At 72.1% G+C, this 17417-nt stretch carries 11 protein-coding genes; 5 read left to right on the top strand and 6 right to left on the bottom strand.

The genetic code is table 11. The features are described 5' to 3' along the window. Position 1 precedes the first annotated feature (1 nt). Genes H5399_RS08390 through H5399_RS08380 form a run of 3 tightly spaced genes read right to left on the bottom strand, consistent with a single transcriptional unit; the run spans position 2 to position 4628 of the window. Positions 2–3814 carry a DNA polymerase III subunit alpha gene (locus H5399_RS08390; RefSeq protein WP_182782595.1) on the bottom strand — a complete coding sequence of 1271 codons (3813 nt, stop codon included), beginning with the start codon at positions 3812–3814 and terminating at the stop codon, positions 2–4. Further along, on the bottom strand, positions 3814–4272 hold the full coding sequence (locus H5399_RS08385) for an SAV_6107 family HEPN domain-containing protein (protein WP_182782594.1): 459 nt from the start codon (positions 4270–4272) through the stop codon (positions 3814–3816). Before H5399_RS08385 ends, H5399_RS08390 begins: the two co-directional genes overlap by 1 nt. Then, entirely contained in the window at positions 4272–4628 is a 357-nt protein-coding gene (locus H5399_RS08380) for a DUF6504 family protein (protein ID WP_182782593.1), read from the bottom strand. The genes H5399_RS08385 and H5399_RS08380 overlap by 1 nt, the downstream gene beginning before the upstream one ends. Before the next feature lie 209 nt (positions 4629–4837). Here H5399_RS08380 and H5399_RS08375 point away from each other — a divergent pair, with 209 nt between their 5' ends. After that, the gene (locus H5399_RS08375; RefSeq protein ID WP_182782592.1) at positions 4838–6007 is read left to right on the top strand and encodes a hypothetical protein; all 1170 of its coding nucleotides are present in this window, start codon (positions 4838–4840) and stop codon (positions 6005–6007) included. A gap of 1 nt (position 6008) precedes the next feature. Here H5399_RS08375 and H5399_RS08370 read toward each other — a convergent pair whose 3' ends face one another. After that, on the bottom strand, positions 6009–6854 hold the full coding sequence (locus tag H5399_RS08370) for a formate/nitrite transporter family protein (RefSeq protein WP_220489354.1): 846 nt from the start codon (positions 6852–6854) through the stop codon (positions 6009–6011). A 516-nt stretch (positions 6855–7370) separates the two neighbouring features. Between H5399_RS08370 and H5399_RS08365 the strand changes: the two genes are divergently transcribed. Further along, positions 7371–9569 (top strand): UvrD-helicase domain-containing protein, encoded by a 2199-nt coding sequence (locus tag H5399_RS08365; RefSeq protein WP_220490917.1) that lies wholly within the window; start codon positions 7371–7373, stop codon positions 9567–9569. Positions 9570–9848: 279 nt separating this feature from the next. On the opposite strand, the gene H5399_RS08360 is transcribed toward H5399_RS08365, so the two are convergent. After that, positions 9849–10748 (bottom strand): methylenetetrahydrofolate reductase, encoded by a 900-nt coding sequence (locus H5399_RS08360; protein WP_182782591.1) that lies wholly within the window; start codon positions 10746–10748, stop codon positions 9849–9851. A 37-nt stretch (positions 10749–10785) separates the two neighbouring features. Here H5399_RS08360 and H5399_RS08355 point away from each other — a divergent pair, with 37 nt between their 5' ends. Then, the gene (locus H5399_RS08355; protein ID WP_370585722.1) at positions 10786–11877 is read left to right on the top strand and encodes a polyprenyl synthetase family protein; all 1092 of its coding nucleotides are present in this window, start codon (positions 10786–10788) and stop codon (positions 11875–11877) included. Positions 11878–11924: 47 nt separating this feature from the next. Then, positions 11925–14270, top strand: a complete 2346-nt coding sequence (locus tag H5399_RS08350; protein WP_255422174.1) for an HAD-IC family P-type ATPase — start codon at positions 11925–11927, stop codon at positions 14268–14270. Here H5399_RS08350 and H5399_RS08345 read toward each other — a convergent pair. Next, complete coding sequence (locus tag H5399_RS08345) at positions 14260–14940, bottom strand: thiamine phosphate synthase (protein WP_182782589.1); 681 nt, start codon at positions 14938–14940, stop codon at positions 14260–14262. The genes H5399_RS08350 and H5399_RS08345 overlap by 11 nt on opposite strands. Before the next feature lie 150 nt (positions 14941–15090). Between H5399_RS08345 and H5399_RS08340 the strand changes: the two genes are divergently transcribed. Next, a complete protein-coding gene (locus H5399_RS08340) occupies positions 15091–17271 on the top strand; it encodes a Stk1 family PASTA domain-containing Ser/Thr kinase (RefSeq protein WP_182782588.1) in 2181 nt (726 codons plus the stop codon). The last annotated feature ends 146 nt before the right edge of the window (positions 17272–17417 follow it).

Raw genomic sequence — 17417 nt, 5'->3', positions numbered from 1 at the left:
CTCATCTCCCTGAGCTTCCCGGGCTGGAGTGCCACAGCTTGCGTGGCGCCTCGGCGGCGCCGGTGCCCGCCGGCTTGATGTCCGCGTAGGGCGACTGCGTGAACCCGCTGGCGTGCACCAGCACCCGGCGGCGCCCCATGCCGCCCGCGCGGGTGTGTTCCTGCGGGTCCGGGGGCGGCTCCTCGTCGACGCCCGGTGCGGGCTGCGCGGCCGGGGCGTGCCGCTCGGCCGGCGCGGGGTGCCACTGGCCCACCAGGGAGTAGCCCACGGGCACCTCGTCGATGATGGCCACCACCGCCGCGACAGCCTCGGCCTCCGTGGCCCCCTCGGCCAGCGCCGCCCGCCACGCCTCGTCGAGCCGGCCCAGGTCCCAGCAGCCGGTGGCGCGGATGGAGACCCCCCGCGGGCCGGTGCGGCGGACCTTGCCGCGCACCAGCACCATCCAGGAGGCGAACACCGTGGCCGCGTACGGGCCCTGCGCGTCCTCGAAGAAGGTGGCGTCCACCGGGCCGGTGGAGTCGTCCAGGGTGAGGAAGATCACGCGCCGCCCGGAGCGCACCGGGGGCGTCTGGGTGGCCACCTTCACGCCCGCGACGAGGATCTCGGCCTGGTTGCGCTGCTGCAGCAGGGTGCGCGAGCTGGTGGCGCCGAGCGCCCGCAGCAGCGGCAGGTAGCGCTCCATGATGTGGTGGCTGACGTCCAGGCCGAGGATCTCCAGCTCCGCCTTCAGCCGCTGCTCGTCGTCCATCTCCGGCAGGCCGGTGACGGGCACGTCCGCCGTCGGCTCCGTCTCGGCGACGCCGAAGTCCAGCGCACCCTGCACCGCCTGCGGCGGGTGGCCCGCCCGCTGCCGCTGCGCCCAGGCGAGTTCCCCGGGGTCCGTCCCCGCGACACTCCTGCGCCGCCCCTTCGCCCGCGACACCACCCGCTCGTCCGCCCGCCGCTGCCGGTGCAGGTCCGCCAGCGCCAGCAGCAGGTCCCGGCGGGTGATCTGGCCGCGCCGCTGCACCGGGGCGTGGCGGCCGATGCGGTAGAGGGCGTCGAAGGCCCCTGCCAGGATGAGCCGTTCGACGACGGGCTCGGCCACCCGGGCCCGCCCCCAGAAGTCCGTGAGCGAGGCGTAGGGCTGCCCGGCGACGATGCGCTCCATCTCCGCCTCGGCGATGCCCTTGACGTCTGCCAGCGAGAGCCGGATGCCCCAGCCGTCGACCTGCGGCAGCCCGTCCGTGGTGGGCGGGGCGCCGATGGCGAGGTGCTCCGGCAGCGCCATCGGCTCCTCCGCGGCCTCGCCGTCGGCCAGCGCCTCGGCGCGGTACTGGGCGGTGCTGCGGTTGACGTCCAGGCCCAGCACCGCGATGTTCATGCGGCGGGCCTCCTCCAGCAGCAGCCGCTTGGGGTACATGCCCGGATCATGCGTGAGGATGCCGGCGAGGAAGTGCGCCGGGTAGTAGCGCTTCAGCCACGCCGACTGGTAGGTGGGCAGCGCGAACGCGGCGGCGTGCGCCTTGCAGAACCCGAAGGAGGCGAACGAGACGAGGATCTCCCAGATCTGTTCGACGATGTGCTCGTCGTAGCCGCGGGCGCGGGCCTTGGGCCAGAACCACTCCTTGACCTGCGCCTGGCCCTCCTTGTCTCCGAGCGCCCGGCGCACCTCGTCGCCCTGGGCCAGGGTGCAGCCGGTGGCCACCGAGATGATCTGGATGATCTGCTCGTGGAACACCACCACGCCCTGGGTCTGCTCGAGGGCCGGGATGAGGCTGGGGTGCAGGTATTCGGGCTGCGCCCAGCCCTGCCGCGCCTCCAGGAACGGGGTGATCATGTCCGACTTCACCGGGCCGGGACGGAAGAGGGAGATGTCGACGATGAGGTCGTGGAAGGTCTCGGGGCCGAACTTGCCCACCAGCTCCCGCTGGCCGGGCGACTCGATCTGGAAGCAGCCGAGCGTGGCGCGGTGGGCGATCATGTCGTAGACGGCCGGGTCGTCGAAGGGGTCCAGGTCGTCGATGAGCGGCGGGGGCCCGGCGGGCGAGGTGCGCGCGATCTCCGTCAGCGCGTGCGACATGGCCGACTGCATCCGGATGCCGAGGACATCCAGCTTGAGCAGGCCCAGGTCCTCCACGTCGTCCTTGTCGAACTGGCTCATGGGGTAGCCGCCGAAGCTGGCCTCCAGCGGGGTGCGCTGCCCGAGCGACGAGTCGCTGAGGATCACGCCGCAGGGGTGCAGGGCGATGTGCCGGGGCAGGCCGTCGAGCGATTCGACCAGCGAGAACAGCACATCGAGGCGCTCCTCCCCCAGGCCTGCGGCGCGCAGCTCGGGCAGGTCCCGCAGGGCGGCGCGGGCGTCTCGGGCGCGGATGTGCGGGAAGGCCTTGGCCATGGCGTCCACCTCCACGGGCGGCAGGCTGAGCGCGGCGCCCACATCGCGGACGGCGTGGCGGACCCGGTAGGTCTCGATCATGGCCACGCAGGCCACCCGCTGGCCGCCGAACGTGGCCAGGATCGTGTCGTAGACCTCGGTGCGGCGGGCTGATTCCACGTCCAGGTCGATGTCCGGCAGCGCCACCCGCAGCGGGGAGAGGAACCGCTCCATGATCAGGCCGTGCCGGATGGGGTCCACCCCGGAGATCCCGAGCGCGTAGTTGACCAGGCTGCCGGCGCCCGAGCCGCGGGCCGCGCAGCGGATGCCGAGCTCCCGGATGAGGCCCACCACGTCTGCCACGGTGAGGAAGTAGGACTCGAACCCGAGCCTGCCGATCACGGACAGCTCGTCGTCGAGGCGGCCGGTCACCTCGGTGGTGAGGGTGGCGTAGCGCTGCGCCAGGCCCGCCTCGCAGCGCGCGCGCAGCACCCCGGGCGCCTCGACCAGCGTGGTGCCGAGGGTCTCGAACTCGGGCAGCCGGATCTCCCCCAGCCCGACGTCGCCGACGGGGTCCAGCCGGCAGCGCTCGGCCAGGTGCCGGGTGGCGCGCAGCAACGCCGTCCCGTCCGGCTCCCCCGCCAGGCGGGCCGCCTCCTCCGCCGCGGCCGCCATCGCCTCCCCAGGCTTCAGGTAGCCCTCGGCGTTGCGCCTGTCGATGGTGCGCACGTCCAGCGGGGCCAGCCGGCGGGCGGCGTCCAGCACGTCCGCGGTGGCGGCCTGCTCCCGCCGCGCCATCCGCGCCGCGTTGGTGAGGACGACGGGGACCGCGAGCCGGCGCGCCAACCGGATCATGCCGGCAGCCTGGTGCGCCGACGCGGCCCCGCGCCCGCCCGTCTGATGGTTGGTGGCGGCCAGGACCAGCCCGTGCCCCAGCTCGGAGCGCCACCGGGTGGCGGCGTCCTCCGCGAGGTCCGGGCGGCCGGCGGCCAGCGCCTCGCCCACCTCCGAGTCCGCGCCGAGCAGCACCACCGCGTCGCGCCCCGCGCAGTGCCGCGCGATCATCTCCAGGGTGACCGCCGGGTCCCCCCGCTCGCCGGTGAGCTGGGCGGCGGTGATGAGCTCGCACAGCGTGCCCCACCCGGCCCGGGAGGTGGCCAGCACCACGAGCCGCGGGAGCCGCTCGTCGCGCAGTTGCCCGCCGCGGGCGGCCGTGGGGCGCCTGGTGGGGCGCCAGCCGTCCGGCCGAACCGCCAGGTCAACCCCGACGATGGGCGCGATCCCCGCCTTGAGGCAGGCCTTCGCGAACCGCACGGCGCCGTAGAGGCCGCCGCGGTCCGTGAGTGCGAGCGCGTCCATGCCGTGGCGCACCGCCTCGGCCACCAGCTCGCCGGGGTGGGAGGCGCCGTACTGGAAGGAGTAGCCCGAGGCCACGCGCAGGTGCACGAAGCTGTCCATCACGACGCCTTCGCGGCCGCCTGCTGCCGTCCCGCCTGCTGATGGCCCGCCTGCTGACGACCCGCCTGCTCCCGGCCTGCCTGCTGATGGCCTGCCTGCTGCCGTCCCGCCTGCTCCCGGCGGCCCAGCCAGCGCGCCGTCTCGGCGAGGTACTGCTGCGAGTCGCGGACCAGGTCCGCGGCGTCACGCTCGGTGACCAGCGTCCTGGCGCCCGCCTGCACGGCACGCGCCTTGGGCGCCACCGCGGCGAAGAACCCGGCCCACTCCCCGAACTCCGGCGCAACCCGGTAGAGCAGCGACCACACGTCCTGGCGGGGCCGCGTGCCCACGGGGGCTGCCGAGATGGCGGCGATGGCCACCTGCTCCGCCGAACGGTAGGCGGCCAGGTAGCGCTCCGTCGGCAGGTCCGCGTGTTCGGCCTCGGCGGCGAGACGCCGGGCCTGGCTGAAATCGATCATCAGTCGAGCACCGCCTGCAGCACCCAGTTGTCGGCATCGACGGTGCGCGCCAGCTCGTAGACGCCCCGATGGCTCCCGTTTCCGGCCTCCACCCGCCACACCTCCCGCTCGCTGAGCAGGTCGCCGCGGGCTGGCGGGACTTCGGCTCTGGGGGGCTCCTCCCCGTCCCGGGTGGGGGCGGGGGCGGGGGCGACCTCCTCCCCGCGGGCGGCGCGCACCTGCCGGCCCGACCACCACGGGGTGGCCTGGCTCCAGCGGCCCTGGACCTCCTTGACCAGCAGCAGCCGGTCACGCCAGATGAACTGCCGCGGCTCGTCGCGGAACAGCACGTGGATGGGTTCCTGATATGTGCGCATGGGTGCCTCCCGGGGATCGTCTGATGGACTGTGCGATTCGACCCGGGAGCCCCGGCCCGACGCAGGGGTCGAGGCTGCGCCGGGCCGGAGCGGCCCATACCGCGGCGCCGTGCCCAACCAGAGCTTCCCCGAACTAATCGAACAGGCGTGCGGTAGTTCCTACTATATGCCCCCCCTCCGACAGAACGTCAAGCCCTATCCTGGGCCGCATGCTCACGATCCGAGGCGGCACGCTGGCCGGCATGGCCTGCGCCGCACGGCTGGCAAAACTGGGCCATCCGGTGCGCCTGGACCTGGCCGGCGGACCGCTCGGGGGGCGCTGGGCGGCGGAGCGCGGGCAGCTGCCCCCCGTCGTCACCCTGCCCGCCACCTGGCGCGACCTGTTCAAGAAATCCGGCCGCCCGCTCGAGGCCGAGCTGGCACGGGCCGGCCTGGCGATGGTGGAGGCGCCACCCGCCGTGCACCGCTTCGACGACGGCGCCGAACTGGCGCTGCCCACCGAGCGCGGGCGGCAGTTCGCGGTGCTGAGCGGGCGGTACGGGCAACCCGTCGCGGAGCGGTGGCGCGACCTCCTCGACTCCCTCGACGGGGCCTGGCTGGCCGCGCGGCGGTTCGGTGTGGAGCGGCCGGACGCGCCCCGGACCGCGGAGGACCGGCGGGCGCTGCTGCTGGACCGCCCGCTCGCCGATGTCGCGGACCGGGCGGGGCATCCGCACCTGGCGCGGATCGTGCTGGACCTGGCGCCGGTGGCCGGCACGCGGTCGCGGCGGGCGCCCGGGCTGCTGGCCACCCGGCTGGTGGTGGAGCGCACGTTCGGGCGGTGGCAGGTGGTCGACGACGCCGGTCGCGCGCAGCCGGGCGGGTGCCTGATCGAGCTGCTCGAGGGCCGCCTGGCCACGCGCCGGGTGGAGATCGTCGACGGGGTGGCCGGTGACGGGGTGGCCGGTGACGGGGTGGCCGTGGACCGCGTGGTCGGTGAGCCCGCCGTCGACTGCCTCCCCCGTCGGCCCCGGTGGGGGCGGGCAGCGCTGGCCCCCGCCGTCGGGCAGGCGGAGGTGGATGTCGCGGGCAAGGGGGCAGCCGAGACGGTGGACCACACCGGGCAGGCGCCGGTGCTGCGCTGGCGGATTCCCGGGCGCGAGCTGACGTGGGACTTCGGCCGGGCGTTGCCTGATGTCGAGTGGGGGGTGGAGCCGCGGTCGGCACGGGCGGTGCTGCGGCGGGCGCCGGTGGCATCGGGGAGGCCGGCCGCGTCGTCGTGCTCACCCGCCGGCCCGGAGCCCTGGGCGGAGCTGGCCAGCGCCGCACTGGCCGTCTACGAGGTGCATGAGCGCCTCACCGGCGAGGACGCGCGCCCGACGAACAGGGCGCGGCGGTAGCTCAGCCCGCGCGTCGACCGATCCGGCGGTCGTCGTTGACGTAGGCGTAGTAGATGCCGATCAGCACGCCGCCGCCGATGAAGTTGCCCAGCAGGGCTATCGCCACGTTGCCCATGGCGGGCAGCACGTCGATCCCCTGGGTGAAGCCCACGATGGTGAACAGGACGGTGTTGGCCACCGAGTGCTCGAGCCCCAGGAACGCGAAGATGAACACCGACATCACCATGGTCAGCGCCATGGTGATGGAATCCTTGAGGAAACCGTTGTAGACCAGCAGCATCGCCACGTTGATCATGAGGTTGCAGAGGATGGCGCGGACGAACAGGTCGCCCATCCCCGACGCGGTGGTCATGTAGCCCAGCTTGACCTCCACCGCTCCCAGCATCTTCTCCCCGACGTGCCCGGCGGTCAGCGTGGAGAACCGAGCCATGGTGGCCAGCAGCAACCCGCCGATCGCGTTGCCCAGGAAGCACAGCACCAGCAGCATGAGCCCGCGCAGCTGCCCCAGGCGTCGGTGGTAGACGGCGATGGAGGTGACCATCATGTTGGAGGTGAGGAGTTCGGACTTGGTGTAGTAGATGAACACCAGCGCCCAGCCGAACACGAAGGCGCCGACGGCCTTGCCGAGCCCGTAGCCGCCCTCGCCGAGGGACTCGATGGAGTCGAAGACGGACAGCACCGTGAAGTAGGCCAGGTAGAACAGGCCGATGAGGATGCCCGCCATGGCGGCCCGCTGGAGGTACTGCAGCGTGATCCGGCTGGACATTTCCGCCTTGGTGTCGGCGGCCTCCAACACGGCGTCGATGAAGAAGAGGCCGGGGAACAGGCGTTGGCGAGAAGGGTCCACGCGACAAGTTTGACATGACTAACTTCTGGGGAATAGAGCAGCCCCGACATTGGTTTCGGGCGCATTTGCGTGCACAATTCCGGGACCTACTGGGCTGGGCGGGCGGGGAGGCGCCGGCGTTACTTCTTGCCGCCTGCGCTACTTCTTGCCGCCTGCCCTCCTGCGCTCGGGACCGGACGGCGCCTGCGCTCCTTCTCGCCGCCTGCCCTCTAGCGCTGGCGGCGAGACGCAAGGCAGGCGTGTAGGAGGCGCCAGCGCTAGATCGCAGGCGTCTGGACCTACCGCAGGCGTCTGGACCTATCGCTGGCGTCGAGCGGGATCGCTGGCGTCTGGACCTACCGCAGGCGTCTGGACCTACCGCTGGCGTCGAGCGGGATCGCCTGTCGTCGGCATGCACGGTGGGCACCCGGGGAGCGCCCAGCGTCGGCACACCTCCCACACCACGAACGCCGGTGAACCCCGGCCCATGAACCGAGTAGGCTTGACTGTCTGTCTCAACCGGAGGATGCAAAGAAGTTGACTACATCGCGCGCGGGACTCGAACAAGAGATCGCCCTGGAACAGGGTCATGTCGACAAGGTCTACGCCAACCTGTCCACCGCCACTGCCAGCGCCAAGTCGATGGCCCAGGCGGGACGGGAGATCTTCCTCACCGACCGCACCAACTTCCTCCGCGAGGAGGACGGCACCGCCCTGTTCGAGCGCGACGCGTTCGCCTACCAGGCCGCCCGCCGACTCGCCATCCTGGACGCCGAGCACGACGGCCTGGTCTTCGGCCGCATCGACCTCACCACGGAGGAGACCCGCTACATCGGCCGCATCGGGGTGCGCGACGAGGAGTACGAGCCGCTGGTGATCGACTGGCGCGCCCCCGCCGCCGAACCGTTCTACCGCGCCACGCAGGCCGAACCGATGGACGTGATCCGCCGTCGCGTCCTCCGCTGCCGCGACGACCGGGTGATCGGGCTCGAGGACGACCTCCTCGACGGCTCCGCCGAGTCCGAGCTGCCCATCTTCGGCGAGGGCGCCCTCATGGCCGCGCTCAGCCGGGCCCGCGGGCGCACCATGCGAGACATCGTCGCCACCATCCAGGCCGAGCAGGACGAGGCCATCCGCGCCCCCTACCAGGGCGTCACCGTGATCGCGGGCGGACCCGGCACCGGCAAGACGGTGGTGGCGCTGCACCGCGCCGCCTATCTGCTCTACACCAACCGTGCCCGCCTGGAGAAGGGCGGCGTGCTGGTGGTGGGCCCGTCGAACGTGTTCATGAACTACATCGAGCGGGTGCTGCCCAGCCTCGGCGAGGACACCGTGACGCTGAAGGCCATCGGCGGGATCGCGGGCGACGTGCTGGGCCTGACCAGCGAGCGGGTCGACGGGTCGGCCGCGGCCACCCTCAAGGGCAGCCTCGGCATGCTGAAGGTCCTGAGGCGCCTGGTCCGCACCCCGATGATCGCCCACCCGGAGGCGCTGCGGGTGCGGGTCACCGTCAAGGGTGAGGTGCTCGGGCTCGGCGAGTCCGAGCTGAGCCGCATCCGGGATCAGGTGCTGTCCAACACCAAGCTCAATCGCGGCCGCAAGCAGGCCACGGATCAGGTGGTGCACGCCCTCATCCGGAAGTTCCCCGACGACGTGCCCATCGAGCCCGCCGAGCTGGAGGACAGGGTCCGCGAGCATCCCAGCCTGGCGATGTTCATGCACGCCTGGTGGCCCACCCTCACCGCCACCCGGGTGCTCGCCAGATTGGCGGACCCCGCCGTCGTGGCCGCGGTGGCCCCGGAGCTGTCGGCCGACGAGCAGTCAGCCCTGGTGCGTTCCTACGCGTGGGTCGCGGGCGGGGACGAGGGGCCGGAGATCGTGCGCGGCTGGTCCGTGGCAGACATCGCGCTGCTGGACGAGCTGATCGACGTGCTGGGCGCGGCCCCGGAGGATCCGGAGCCCGAGATGGACGTGTTCATCGAGGGCGGGGACGTGCCGGAGGTGCTCAGCACCACGGATGTGCTGCGCTTCGAGCGGGTGGTGGACCCGGACGAGGATCCGCAGACCACCTACGCGCACATCCTTGTCGATGAGGGCCAGGACGTGACACCCATGCAGTGGAGGATGCTTCGCCGACGGGGCCCCCAGTCGTCGTGGACCATCGTCGGGGACCCTGCGCAGAGTTCCTACCCGGACCAGGAGGAGACGTCGCGGGCGTTGGCGGACCTCGTGGGTCGCGGGCCCAGCCGGACGTTCACGCTGAGCACCAACTACCGCTCCCCCAGCGAGGTGTACGCGATGGCGGCGAAGGTGATCACCAAGGTGTTCCCGGGCGCGGAGCTGCCGAAGGCGGTGCGCTCGACGGGGGTCGAGCCCAGGCTGGTGCACGCCACCTCCGACGCGCTGCACGGCGTGCTGCGCGACGAGCTCATCGAGCTGGCCGGGCAGGTGAACGGCACCATCGGCGTGATCTGCCCGCCGTCGCTGATCCAGGACGTGCAGCGGTTCGTGATGCAGGACGTGCGGCTGCGCGAGTTCGAGAACCGGCTCATCGTGGTGACGGCGCTGCAGGCGAAGGGGTTGGAGTACGACGGCGTGGTGGTGGTGTCGCCGGACGGGATTGTCGCGGAGGCCCCGGGCGCGGAGCGGGTGCTGTACGTGGCGTTGACGAGGGCGACGCAGCGGATGGTGACGGTCGACGTCGACACCTCCGCCTGGCGCTCCCTCCTCGCCTGATCACTCCCTTGGGAGGGACCCGATCGATCCCTGAGGAGGTCCAGCCGCGCAGCGGCCTGGGCCGTCTCGAAGGGTCGTAACCTGACCTGACAAGCAGTCTTGCTCACAGGGTTGCGACACAACCCTTCGAGACACCGCCCGCGCCTCCGGCGAGGCGGCTCCTCAGGGAACGAAGACCGACACCGCCCGCGCCTCCGGCGAAGCGGCTCCTCAGGGAACGAAGACCGACACCGCCCGCGCCTCCGGCGAGGCTGATCCTCAGGGACGAAGACAGACGCCTCAGGGGGCGGGAGTAGCGCCCTTCAGCTCGGCGAGGACCTCACGGGTCGCCTTCGAGCGGTTCTGGGTGAAGAACTGCAACCCGGGGGCGCCGGCGTCCAGCAGCCCGCGACACAACCGCACCGCGGCCGCCAACCCCGCCTCCCGCACCTCCTCCTTCGACGAGCAGGCCCCCAGCTCCGCGACCAACGACGCCGGCAACTCCCGCCCGGACAGGTCCGCGAACCGCTCGATCTGCGACAAGACCGTCAACGGCATGATCCCCGGGATGATCGGCACCTCGCAGCCCAGCCCGCGCATCCGCTCCACCAGTTCGCCGTAGCGCTCCCCCTCGAAGAAAAGCTGCGTGATGGCGAACTCGGCGCCCGCCTCCACCTTGTCCAGGAGGATCTGCGCGTCGAGGTCCGGGTCGTTGCTGGTCTCGTGCGGGTTCGCGAACGCCGCGACACCCACGCAGAAGTCGCCCTCCGCCTTGACGAACTTCACCAGCTCGGTGGCGTTGGCCAACCCGTCGGGGTGCGCAGTCCACGGTCCGCCGCCGGGCATGTCTCCGCGGATGGCCAGGATGTTGGTCACGCCCGCCTCGCGGTACTCGGCCAGCGCCTCGGCCAGCTCCGCCTTCGACTGCGCCACGCACGTCAGGTGCCCCACCGTCAGCGGGCCTCCGGAGGCCGCGATCCGACGGGTGGCGCGGATGGTGCGGTCCCGCCGCGACCCGTTCGCCCCGTAGGTCACCGACACGAACGACGGCTCCAGCGGGGCCAGCGCCCCGACGGCGGCCCACAGCACGGGCTCCTCCTCCTCGGAGCGGGGAGGGAAGAACTCGAACGAGTACAGGGGGCCGTGGGCTGAGCGGATCAGCTCGCCCACGCTCCGCAGGCTCGTCTCGGTGACAGGCATGGGCCAACAATACGAGCCGGGCTACTAAGCTCGAACCGTGAGCCGCTCCCTGGACCCCTCCTCCCCGCTCGGTGCGCCGCTGCTGTCCGCGGTCAGCGAAACGATCGACGCCTACCTGGCCGCTCAGGAGCCCATGCTCACCGCCATCGGCGCCACCGCGCTGCTGGAGGTGGCCCGCGAAGGCACCTCCGGCGGGAAGCGGCTGCGGCCCGCCTACTGCTACTGGTCCTACGTGGCGGCGGCCGGGCACCCGCACGACGACGCGCCCCTCCTCAAGGTGGCCTCCTCCCTGGACCTGCTGCATGTCAGCGCCCTGGTCCACGACGACCTCATCGACGACGCCGACACCCGCCGCGGCCTCCCCGCCGCCCACAAGCGCTTCGAGCAGCTCCACGCCGGGCAGGAGGGTCGCGGCGCCGCCGCCGAGTTCGGCACCTCGTCGGCCATCCTGCTCGGGGACCTGCTGCTGATGTGGAGCGTGGACCTGGTGGACTCCTCCGGCGCCGCACACCTGGACCGGGCGCGCCCGCTGCTCAGCCTCATGCGGGCCGAAGTCACCGCCGGGCAGTACCTCGACGTCGCCGCCCAGTACGGCGTGACCGGCGCGGTCACCGTCGCCGATGAGCTGGACGTAGCGCAGCGCGTGCTGGAGTACAAGTCCGCCAGCTACTCCATCCGTCGGCCCGCCCAGATCGGGGCCGCGCTCGCGGGCGCCGACGACGCCCTCATCGACGCGCTCGGCGAGTTCGGCTCCATCATCGGGCGCGCCTTCCAACTTCGCGACGACGTGCTGGGCGTCTACGGCGACGAGGCCGTCACCGGCAAGCCCTACGGCGGCGACATCCGCGAGGGCAAGCGCACCGTCCTGGTGCTGCGCGCGCTCGCCGACTCGGCCCCGCAGGCCGCGGCCGAGCTGGAGGGCATCCTCGGCGCGCCGGGCCTGACCGACGCAGACGTCTCCCGCGCCGGCCGGCTCATCGACGAGTCCGGCGCCCGCGCCCACGTGGAGGCCATCATCGACGACAGCCTCACCCGCGCGCTCGCCGTGCTGGACAGGGCGAACCTCACCCCCGACGGCCGCACCGCGCTGGGCGAGCTCGCCGCGCGGAGCGTGCAGCGTGCCCACTGACCCGGAACTGAGCGTGCAGAGTGCCCACTGACCCTGAGCTGAGGGGGTTGAGCTCTGCCGAGGTCGCGCAGCGGGTGGCCGCCGGGCAGATCAACACCCTGCCATCGCGCTCCGGCCGGACCACGTGGGGCATCGTGCGGGCCAACGTGGTGACCCGCGTCAACGGCATCCTGTTCGTGCTCTTCGTCATCGTGCTCAGCACAGGCAGCCCGAGCCAGGGGTTGTTCTCAACGCTCATCGTCTTCAACTCCATCATCGGCATCATTCAGGAGCTGCGGGCCAAGCGCACCCTGGACAATCTGGCGGTGGTCGGCGAGGCGCACCCCGTCGTCGTGCGCGACGGCGAGCGCCGCCAGATCGCCCGCGACGACGTGGTGATCGACGACCTCATCGTCGTCCATCCGGGGGATCAGATCGTCGTCGACGGGACCGTGGTGGCGGCGGACTACCTGGAGGTGGACGAGTCGCTGCTGACGGGCGAGGCGGACCCGGTGGCCAAGGGCCCAGGCGACGAGGTGCTCTCTGGCGCCTTCGTCGTGTCCGGGTCCGGCGCCTACACCGCGGAGAAGATCGGCGCCGAGGCCTACGCCGCGCAGATCACGGCGCAGGCCGCGAAGTTCACGCTGGTGCACTCGGAGCTGCGTCAGGGCATCAACCAGATCCTCAAGTACGTCTCGTTCCTGCTGGTTCCGGTGGGCGCGCTGACCATCTACGTGCAGTTCAACCAGCCGGACACGACATGGCAGGAGTCGGCGCTGCGGATGGTGGGGGCGCTGGTGCCGATGGTGCCGGAGGGGTTGGTACTGCTGACCTCCATGGCATTCGCGCTGGGTGTCATCCGGTTGGGCCGGCGGCAGTGCCTGGTGCAGGAGCTGCCCGCGATCGAGGGCCTGGCACGGGTGAGCGTGGTGTGCGCGGACAAGACCGGCACCCTCACCCAGAACGCGATGACGCTCGGCGAGATCGTGTGCCTCGCCGGCGACGACGCCCGCGCCCGCGAGGTGCTCGCGCAGCTCGTTGCGGCGGATCCCGCGCCCAACGCGTCGATGCAGGCCGTGGCCGCGGCCATCGGGCCGGCAGCGGAGCCGTGGCCGGTGACCGCCCGGGCGCCGTTCACCTCGGCCAAGAAATGGTCCGGGGCGAGCTTCGGCACTGGCGAGACATGGGTGCTGGGCGCGCCGGACGTGCTGGCCGAGCCCGCCGTCGCCGCGCACGCCGACGCCATCGCCGCGTCCGGGCGCCGCGTGCTGATGCTGGGCAACTGCGCCGCGCGGGTGGACGACGATGACGCCCCCGGGCACCTCACCCCCCTGGCGCTGGTGGTGCTGGACCAGCTGACCCGCCCGGACGCGGCGGACACGCTGGCCTACTTCCAGGAGCAGGGCGTGCGGGTGAAGGTGATCTCGGGCGACAACGCGGCCTCCGTCGGGGCCGTCACCCGCTCGCTGGGCGTCGACATCGGCGACCCGATCGACGCCCGCTCCCTCCCCGCCGGCGGCTCCGAGGAGCTGGCGGACGCCGTCGAGGCCAACGACGTGTTCGGCCGGGTGGTCCCGGAGCAGAAGCGGCAGATGGTCCGGGCGCTGCAGCACCGCGGGCAGGTGGTGGCGATGACCGGCGACGGCGTCAACGACGTGCTGGCGCTCAAGGACGCCGACCTGGGAGTGGCGATGGGATCCGGGGCGCCGGCCACGCGGGCGGTGTCGCAGATCGTGCTGCTCGACGACAGGTTCGCCACGCTCCCCTACGTCGTCGCGGAGGGGCGGCGGGTGATCGGCAACATCGAGCGGGTGGCGAAGCTGTTCCTCACCAAGACGATCTACGCGGTGGGTCTGGCGCTGGTGATCGGGCTGATGGGGCTGCCGAACCCGTTCCTGCCGCTGCAGATGACTGTGGTGGGGTGGTTCACCATCGGCATCCCGGCGTTCCTGCTCAGCCTCGCCCCCAACCGGGAGCGGGCGCGGCCGGGCTTCGTGCGCAGGACGTTGACGGTCGCGGTGCCCGGTGGCCTCACGGTGACCGCGGTGGCCACGGTCACCTACGTGATGACCCGCGGCTTCGGCGAGGTGTCGGACACGGTGCAGCAGCAGGCGTCGACGGCCACCCTTATCGCGCTGATCATGACCGCCACGTGGGTGCTGGCCACCGTCGCGCGGCCCTACTACTGGTGGAGGGTGGGGCTGGTGGCGTTCGCGTACGGGTTCTACTTCCTCATGTTCTACATCCCCGTGTGGCACGACGCGCTGCAGCTCGACACGACGAATTCGGCGGCGCTGACGGTGGGCCTCGTCGCGGGCGCGACGGGCATGGTCGCGGTGGAGGCGGCGTGGTGGATCACGGCGGTCATCCGCGGCGATTCGACCCGCCTGTGGGCTCCGCCCGTCAGGCCGTGAAGGCGTCCTGGCCGTAGGCCTCGGCGCCCGGCTCCGCGACCCACGCAGCCCTGAGCGCGTCGGCCAGCGCCTGCGTGACGGCGAACGGCTCGTCCGAGCGGAACACCGAGCTCGACACCGTCACCCTCCGCGCCCCCGCCGCGATCACCGCGGCCACGTTGCCCGGATCGATCCCTCCCGCCGCGAACCACACCGGCCCGGCCGGGAGCGCCATCGGCGGGTAGCGCCGAGCCATCTCCTCCAGCGCGTCCGTGACCCGGTCGTCGTCGACGGCGGGCCCGACGAAGGCGAAGTTGAACGGATCGCCGTCCACCGTGTCCCCCTGGTCCGCGCCGTCGATGGAGCGGCCCAGCAGGGAGTACTCGTGCGGCCTCCGGAACCCGAACGGGCGCCAGCCGGGCCGTCGGTAGTACACGACGTCGGCCTTGGACGCCTCGCCGACGTCCGCCGAATCCGTGGCCACGATGGTCTGCAGCCCGAAGAGCCGCCTGCGGGCCACGTCGATCACCTCCGCGGCCTCCTCCACGCTGCGTTCACCGCGCGTGAAGAGGAGCAGGTCGGCGCCGTGGGCCGCGAAGTCCGCGGCCTCCGGCTCAGCCTTGTCCGGCGGGATGACGACGGCGAGGCGCGCCAGGCGCAGGCGGGTCTTGAGTCCGACGAGGGCTGTCATGAAAGCCCAATTTAGCCGCAGGCGGGGCGGCGCGACCCCCTTCTTGGCCGACTCGCCGCGCCTCCGGCGTGGGCTGGACCCCGCGACGGCACTACACTCGGGGTCCAGACGGGCTCGTACGGCCTCTTCCCCGACCGTGCATGGAGTGGTATGAACAGCACTTTCGACCCGTTGGTCGGTCACGTGCTCGACGACCGCTACGAGATTGTGGCGAAAGTTGCGCGCGGCGGCATGGCCACGGTCTATCGCGCGCGCGACCTACGCCTGTCGCGCGCGGTGGCAGTCAAGGTGATGCGCAGCGACCTCGGCGAGGACGACGAGTTCGCGGCCAAGTTCGACCGCGAGGCCCGCTCCGCCGCCGTGCTGAGCCACCCCGCCGTCGTCAGCGTCTTCGACCAGGGCACCTCGCAGGGGCAGCCCTACATCGTGATGGAGTTCATCGACGGCGAGACGTTGCGCCGGGTGATCAGCCGGGAGGCCCCGCTTCCCCCCGAGCGCGCGCTGGAGATCTTCGAGCAGGTGGCCGCGGCCCTGGCGGCCGCGCACGAGGCCGGGGTGGTGCACCGCGACATCAAGCCCGAGAACGTGATGATCACCACGCGCGGGCAGGTGAAAGTGGCCGACTTCGGGTTGGCGCGCCAGGTGGGTTCGCCGCAGATGACGGCCACGGGCGTGCTCGTCGGCACCGCCAGCTACCTGCCGCCGGAGCTCGTGACGCACTCGCGGCCGGATTCCCGCAGCGACATCTACTCCGCCGGCGTCGTGCTCTTCGAGATGCTCACCGGCCGCAAGCCGCACACCGGGGAGAACAACTACCAGATCGCATACCGGCACGTGAACGTCGACATCGAGCGGCCGTCGGATCGGCTGGCGGAGACCGGGCACGCGGCGGACTGGCAGATCCCGGACTACATCGACACGATCGTGCTGGCCTGCGTGGCGCGCGACCCGCGGGCGCGGATCCCCGACGGCCGCGAGCTGCTCACCGCCGTGCGGCGCGTGCGGCACGAGCTGGCCCGCACCGGCGGGTCGGACAACCCTGCGCTGGCGGCCGCGATCCTGCCGGCGAGTCCGGCGGAGGACGAGACGGTCGCGGGGTACCCGCGGACCTCGGAGCGCCCCAGGCCGGTGTCGCCGAACTCGCCCGAGACCGTCGTCGTGCGGCGCGAGGGTGAACAGTGGCGTCCGCAGGGCGGTGGTGTCGCGGGGGCTGGTGTCGCGGGGGCTGGTGTCGCGGGGGCCGGGTTCGCCGCCGGGGTGTCGATGCCGGGATCGACGGCTGGGCCGCGGACGGGGGCCGGGGCTGGGTCGCGGGCGGGGTCGGGGGCGGCCGGGTCGCGCACGGGGCAGTCCCCGGTGTCGCCGAGACCTCAGCCGAGCTCGGCTCCCCGCAGCCACCGCACGCCCGTGTTCCCGCAGCTCCATATCTCGCACGACCCTGTGCATCGACGGCGACGCGGGGTGATCGCGGTGCTGCTGGTCGTGATGCTCACCGCGGGGGCCGGATTCGGCTCGTGGTGGTGGATGGCGGGCCGGTTCACCACGGTCCCCGCGATGACCAACCTTAACGCCGCTAAGGCCGGGGAGGCCGCCACCGCCAATGCACTGGAGGTGTCCTCCAGCGAGGCGTACTCCGAGACGGTGCCCGCCGGGCTGGTGATCAGCACGGATCCGACGGCGGGTGACCGGCTGCTGCGCGGCTCCACGGTCAGCATCGTGATCTCGAAGGGCCCGGAGCGGTACCCGATGCCGGAGGTGGTGGGTGCCGCGTTGGAGGACGCTGAGCGCGCCATCGTCGAGGGCCGGATGACGGTGGGCACGGTCACGGAGGCGTTCTCCGAGACGGCGCCGGTGGGGCAGGTCCTCACCGCGTCGCAGGAGGTGGGGGCGCAGCTGAAGCCTGGCACTGAGATCAACCTGACGGTCTCGAAGGGGCCGGAGCCGATCGCCATCCCCGACACCACCGGAGAGGTGGCCGACGATGCCGTCAAGCGGCTGGAGGAGCTCGGGTTCAAGGTCAAGGTGCAGGAGGAGAACTCCCCCACCGTCGAGGCCGGCCGCGTGATCCAGCAGGACGTGAAGTCCGGCAACGGTAAGCGCGGAGACACGATCACGATCACGAAGTCGCTCGGGCCGGTGATGGTGACCATCCCTGAGGTGCGGTTGAAGAGCACCGAGGAGGCGACGAAGCTGCTGGAGGACCTGGATCTGAAGGTGGAGGTGCGGTTGTCGTCGGACTTCCCGATCGCGTTGAATATCGCCTCCGGCACTGATCCCGCCGAGGGGACGTCGGTCCCCGTCGGCACCACGGTGGTCCTCTTCATCGCCTGACGCCTGCGTTCAGTCCCCTCGCCTGCGATAAGTCCCGACGCCTGCGTTAACTCCCCACGCCTGCGTTAACTCCCCACGCCTGCCCTTTATCGCAGGCGCCTCGCAGTCGCCTGCGTTAAGTCACACCGCCCGTGCTACAGCGCGGG

Origin of the sequence: Tessaracoccus sp. MC1627, from assembly GCF_014164725.1 — a bacterium.
GTDB lineage: Bacteria > Actinomycetota > Actinomycetes > Propionibacteriales > Propionibacteriaceae > Arachnia.
This window is presented reverse-complemented; position numbering and strand designations above follow the sequence as displayed.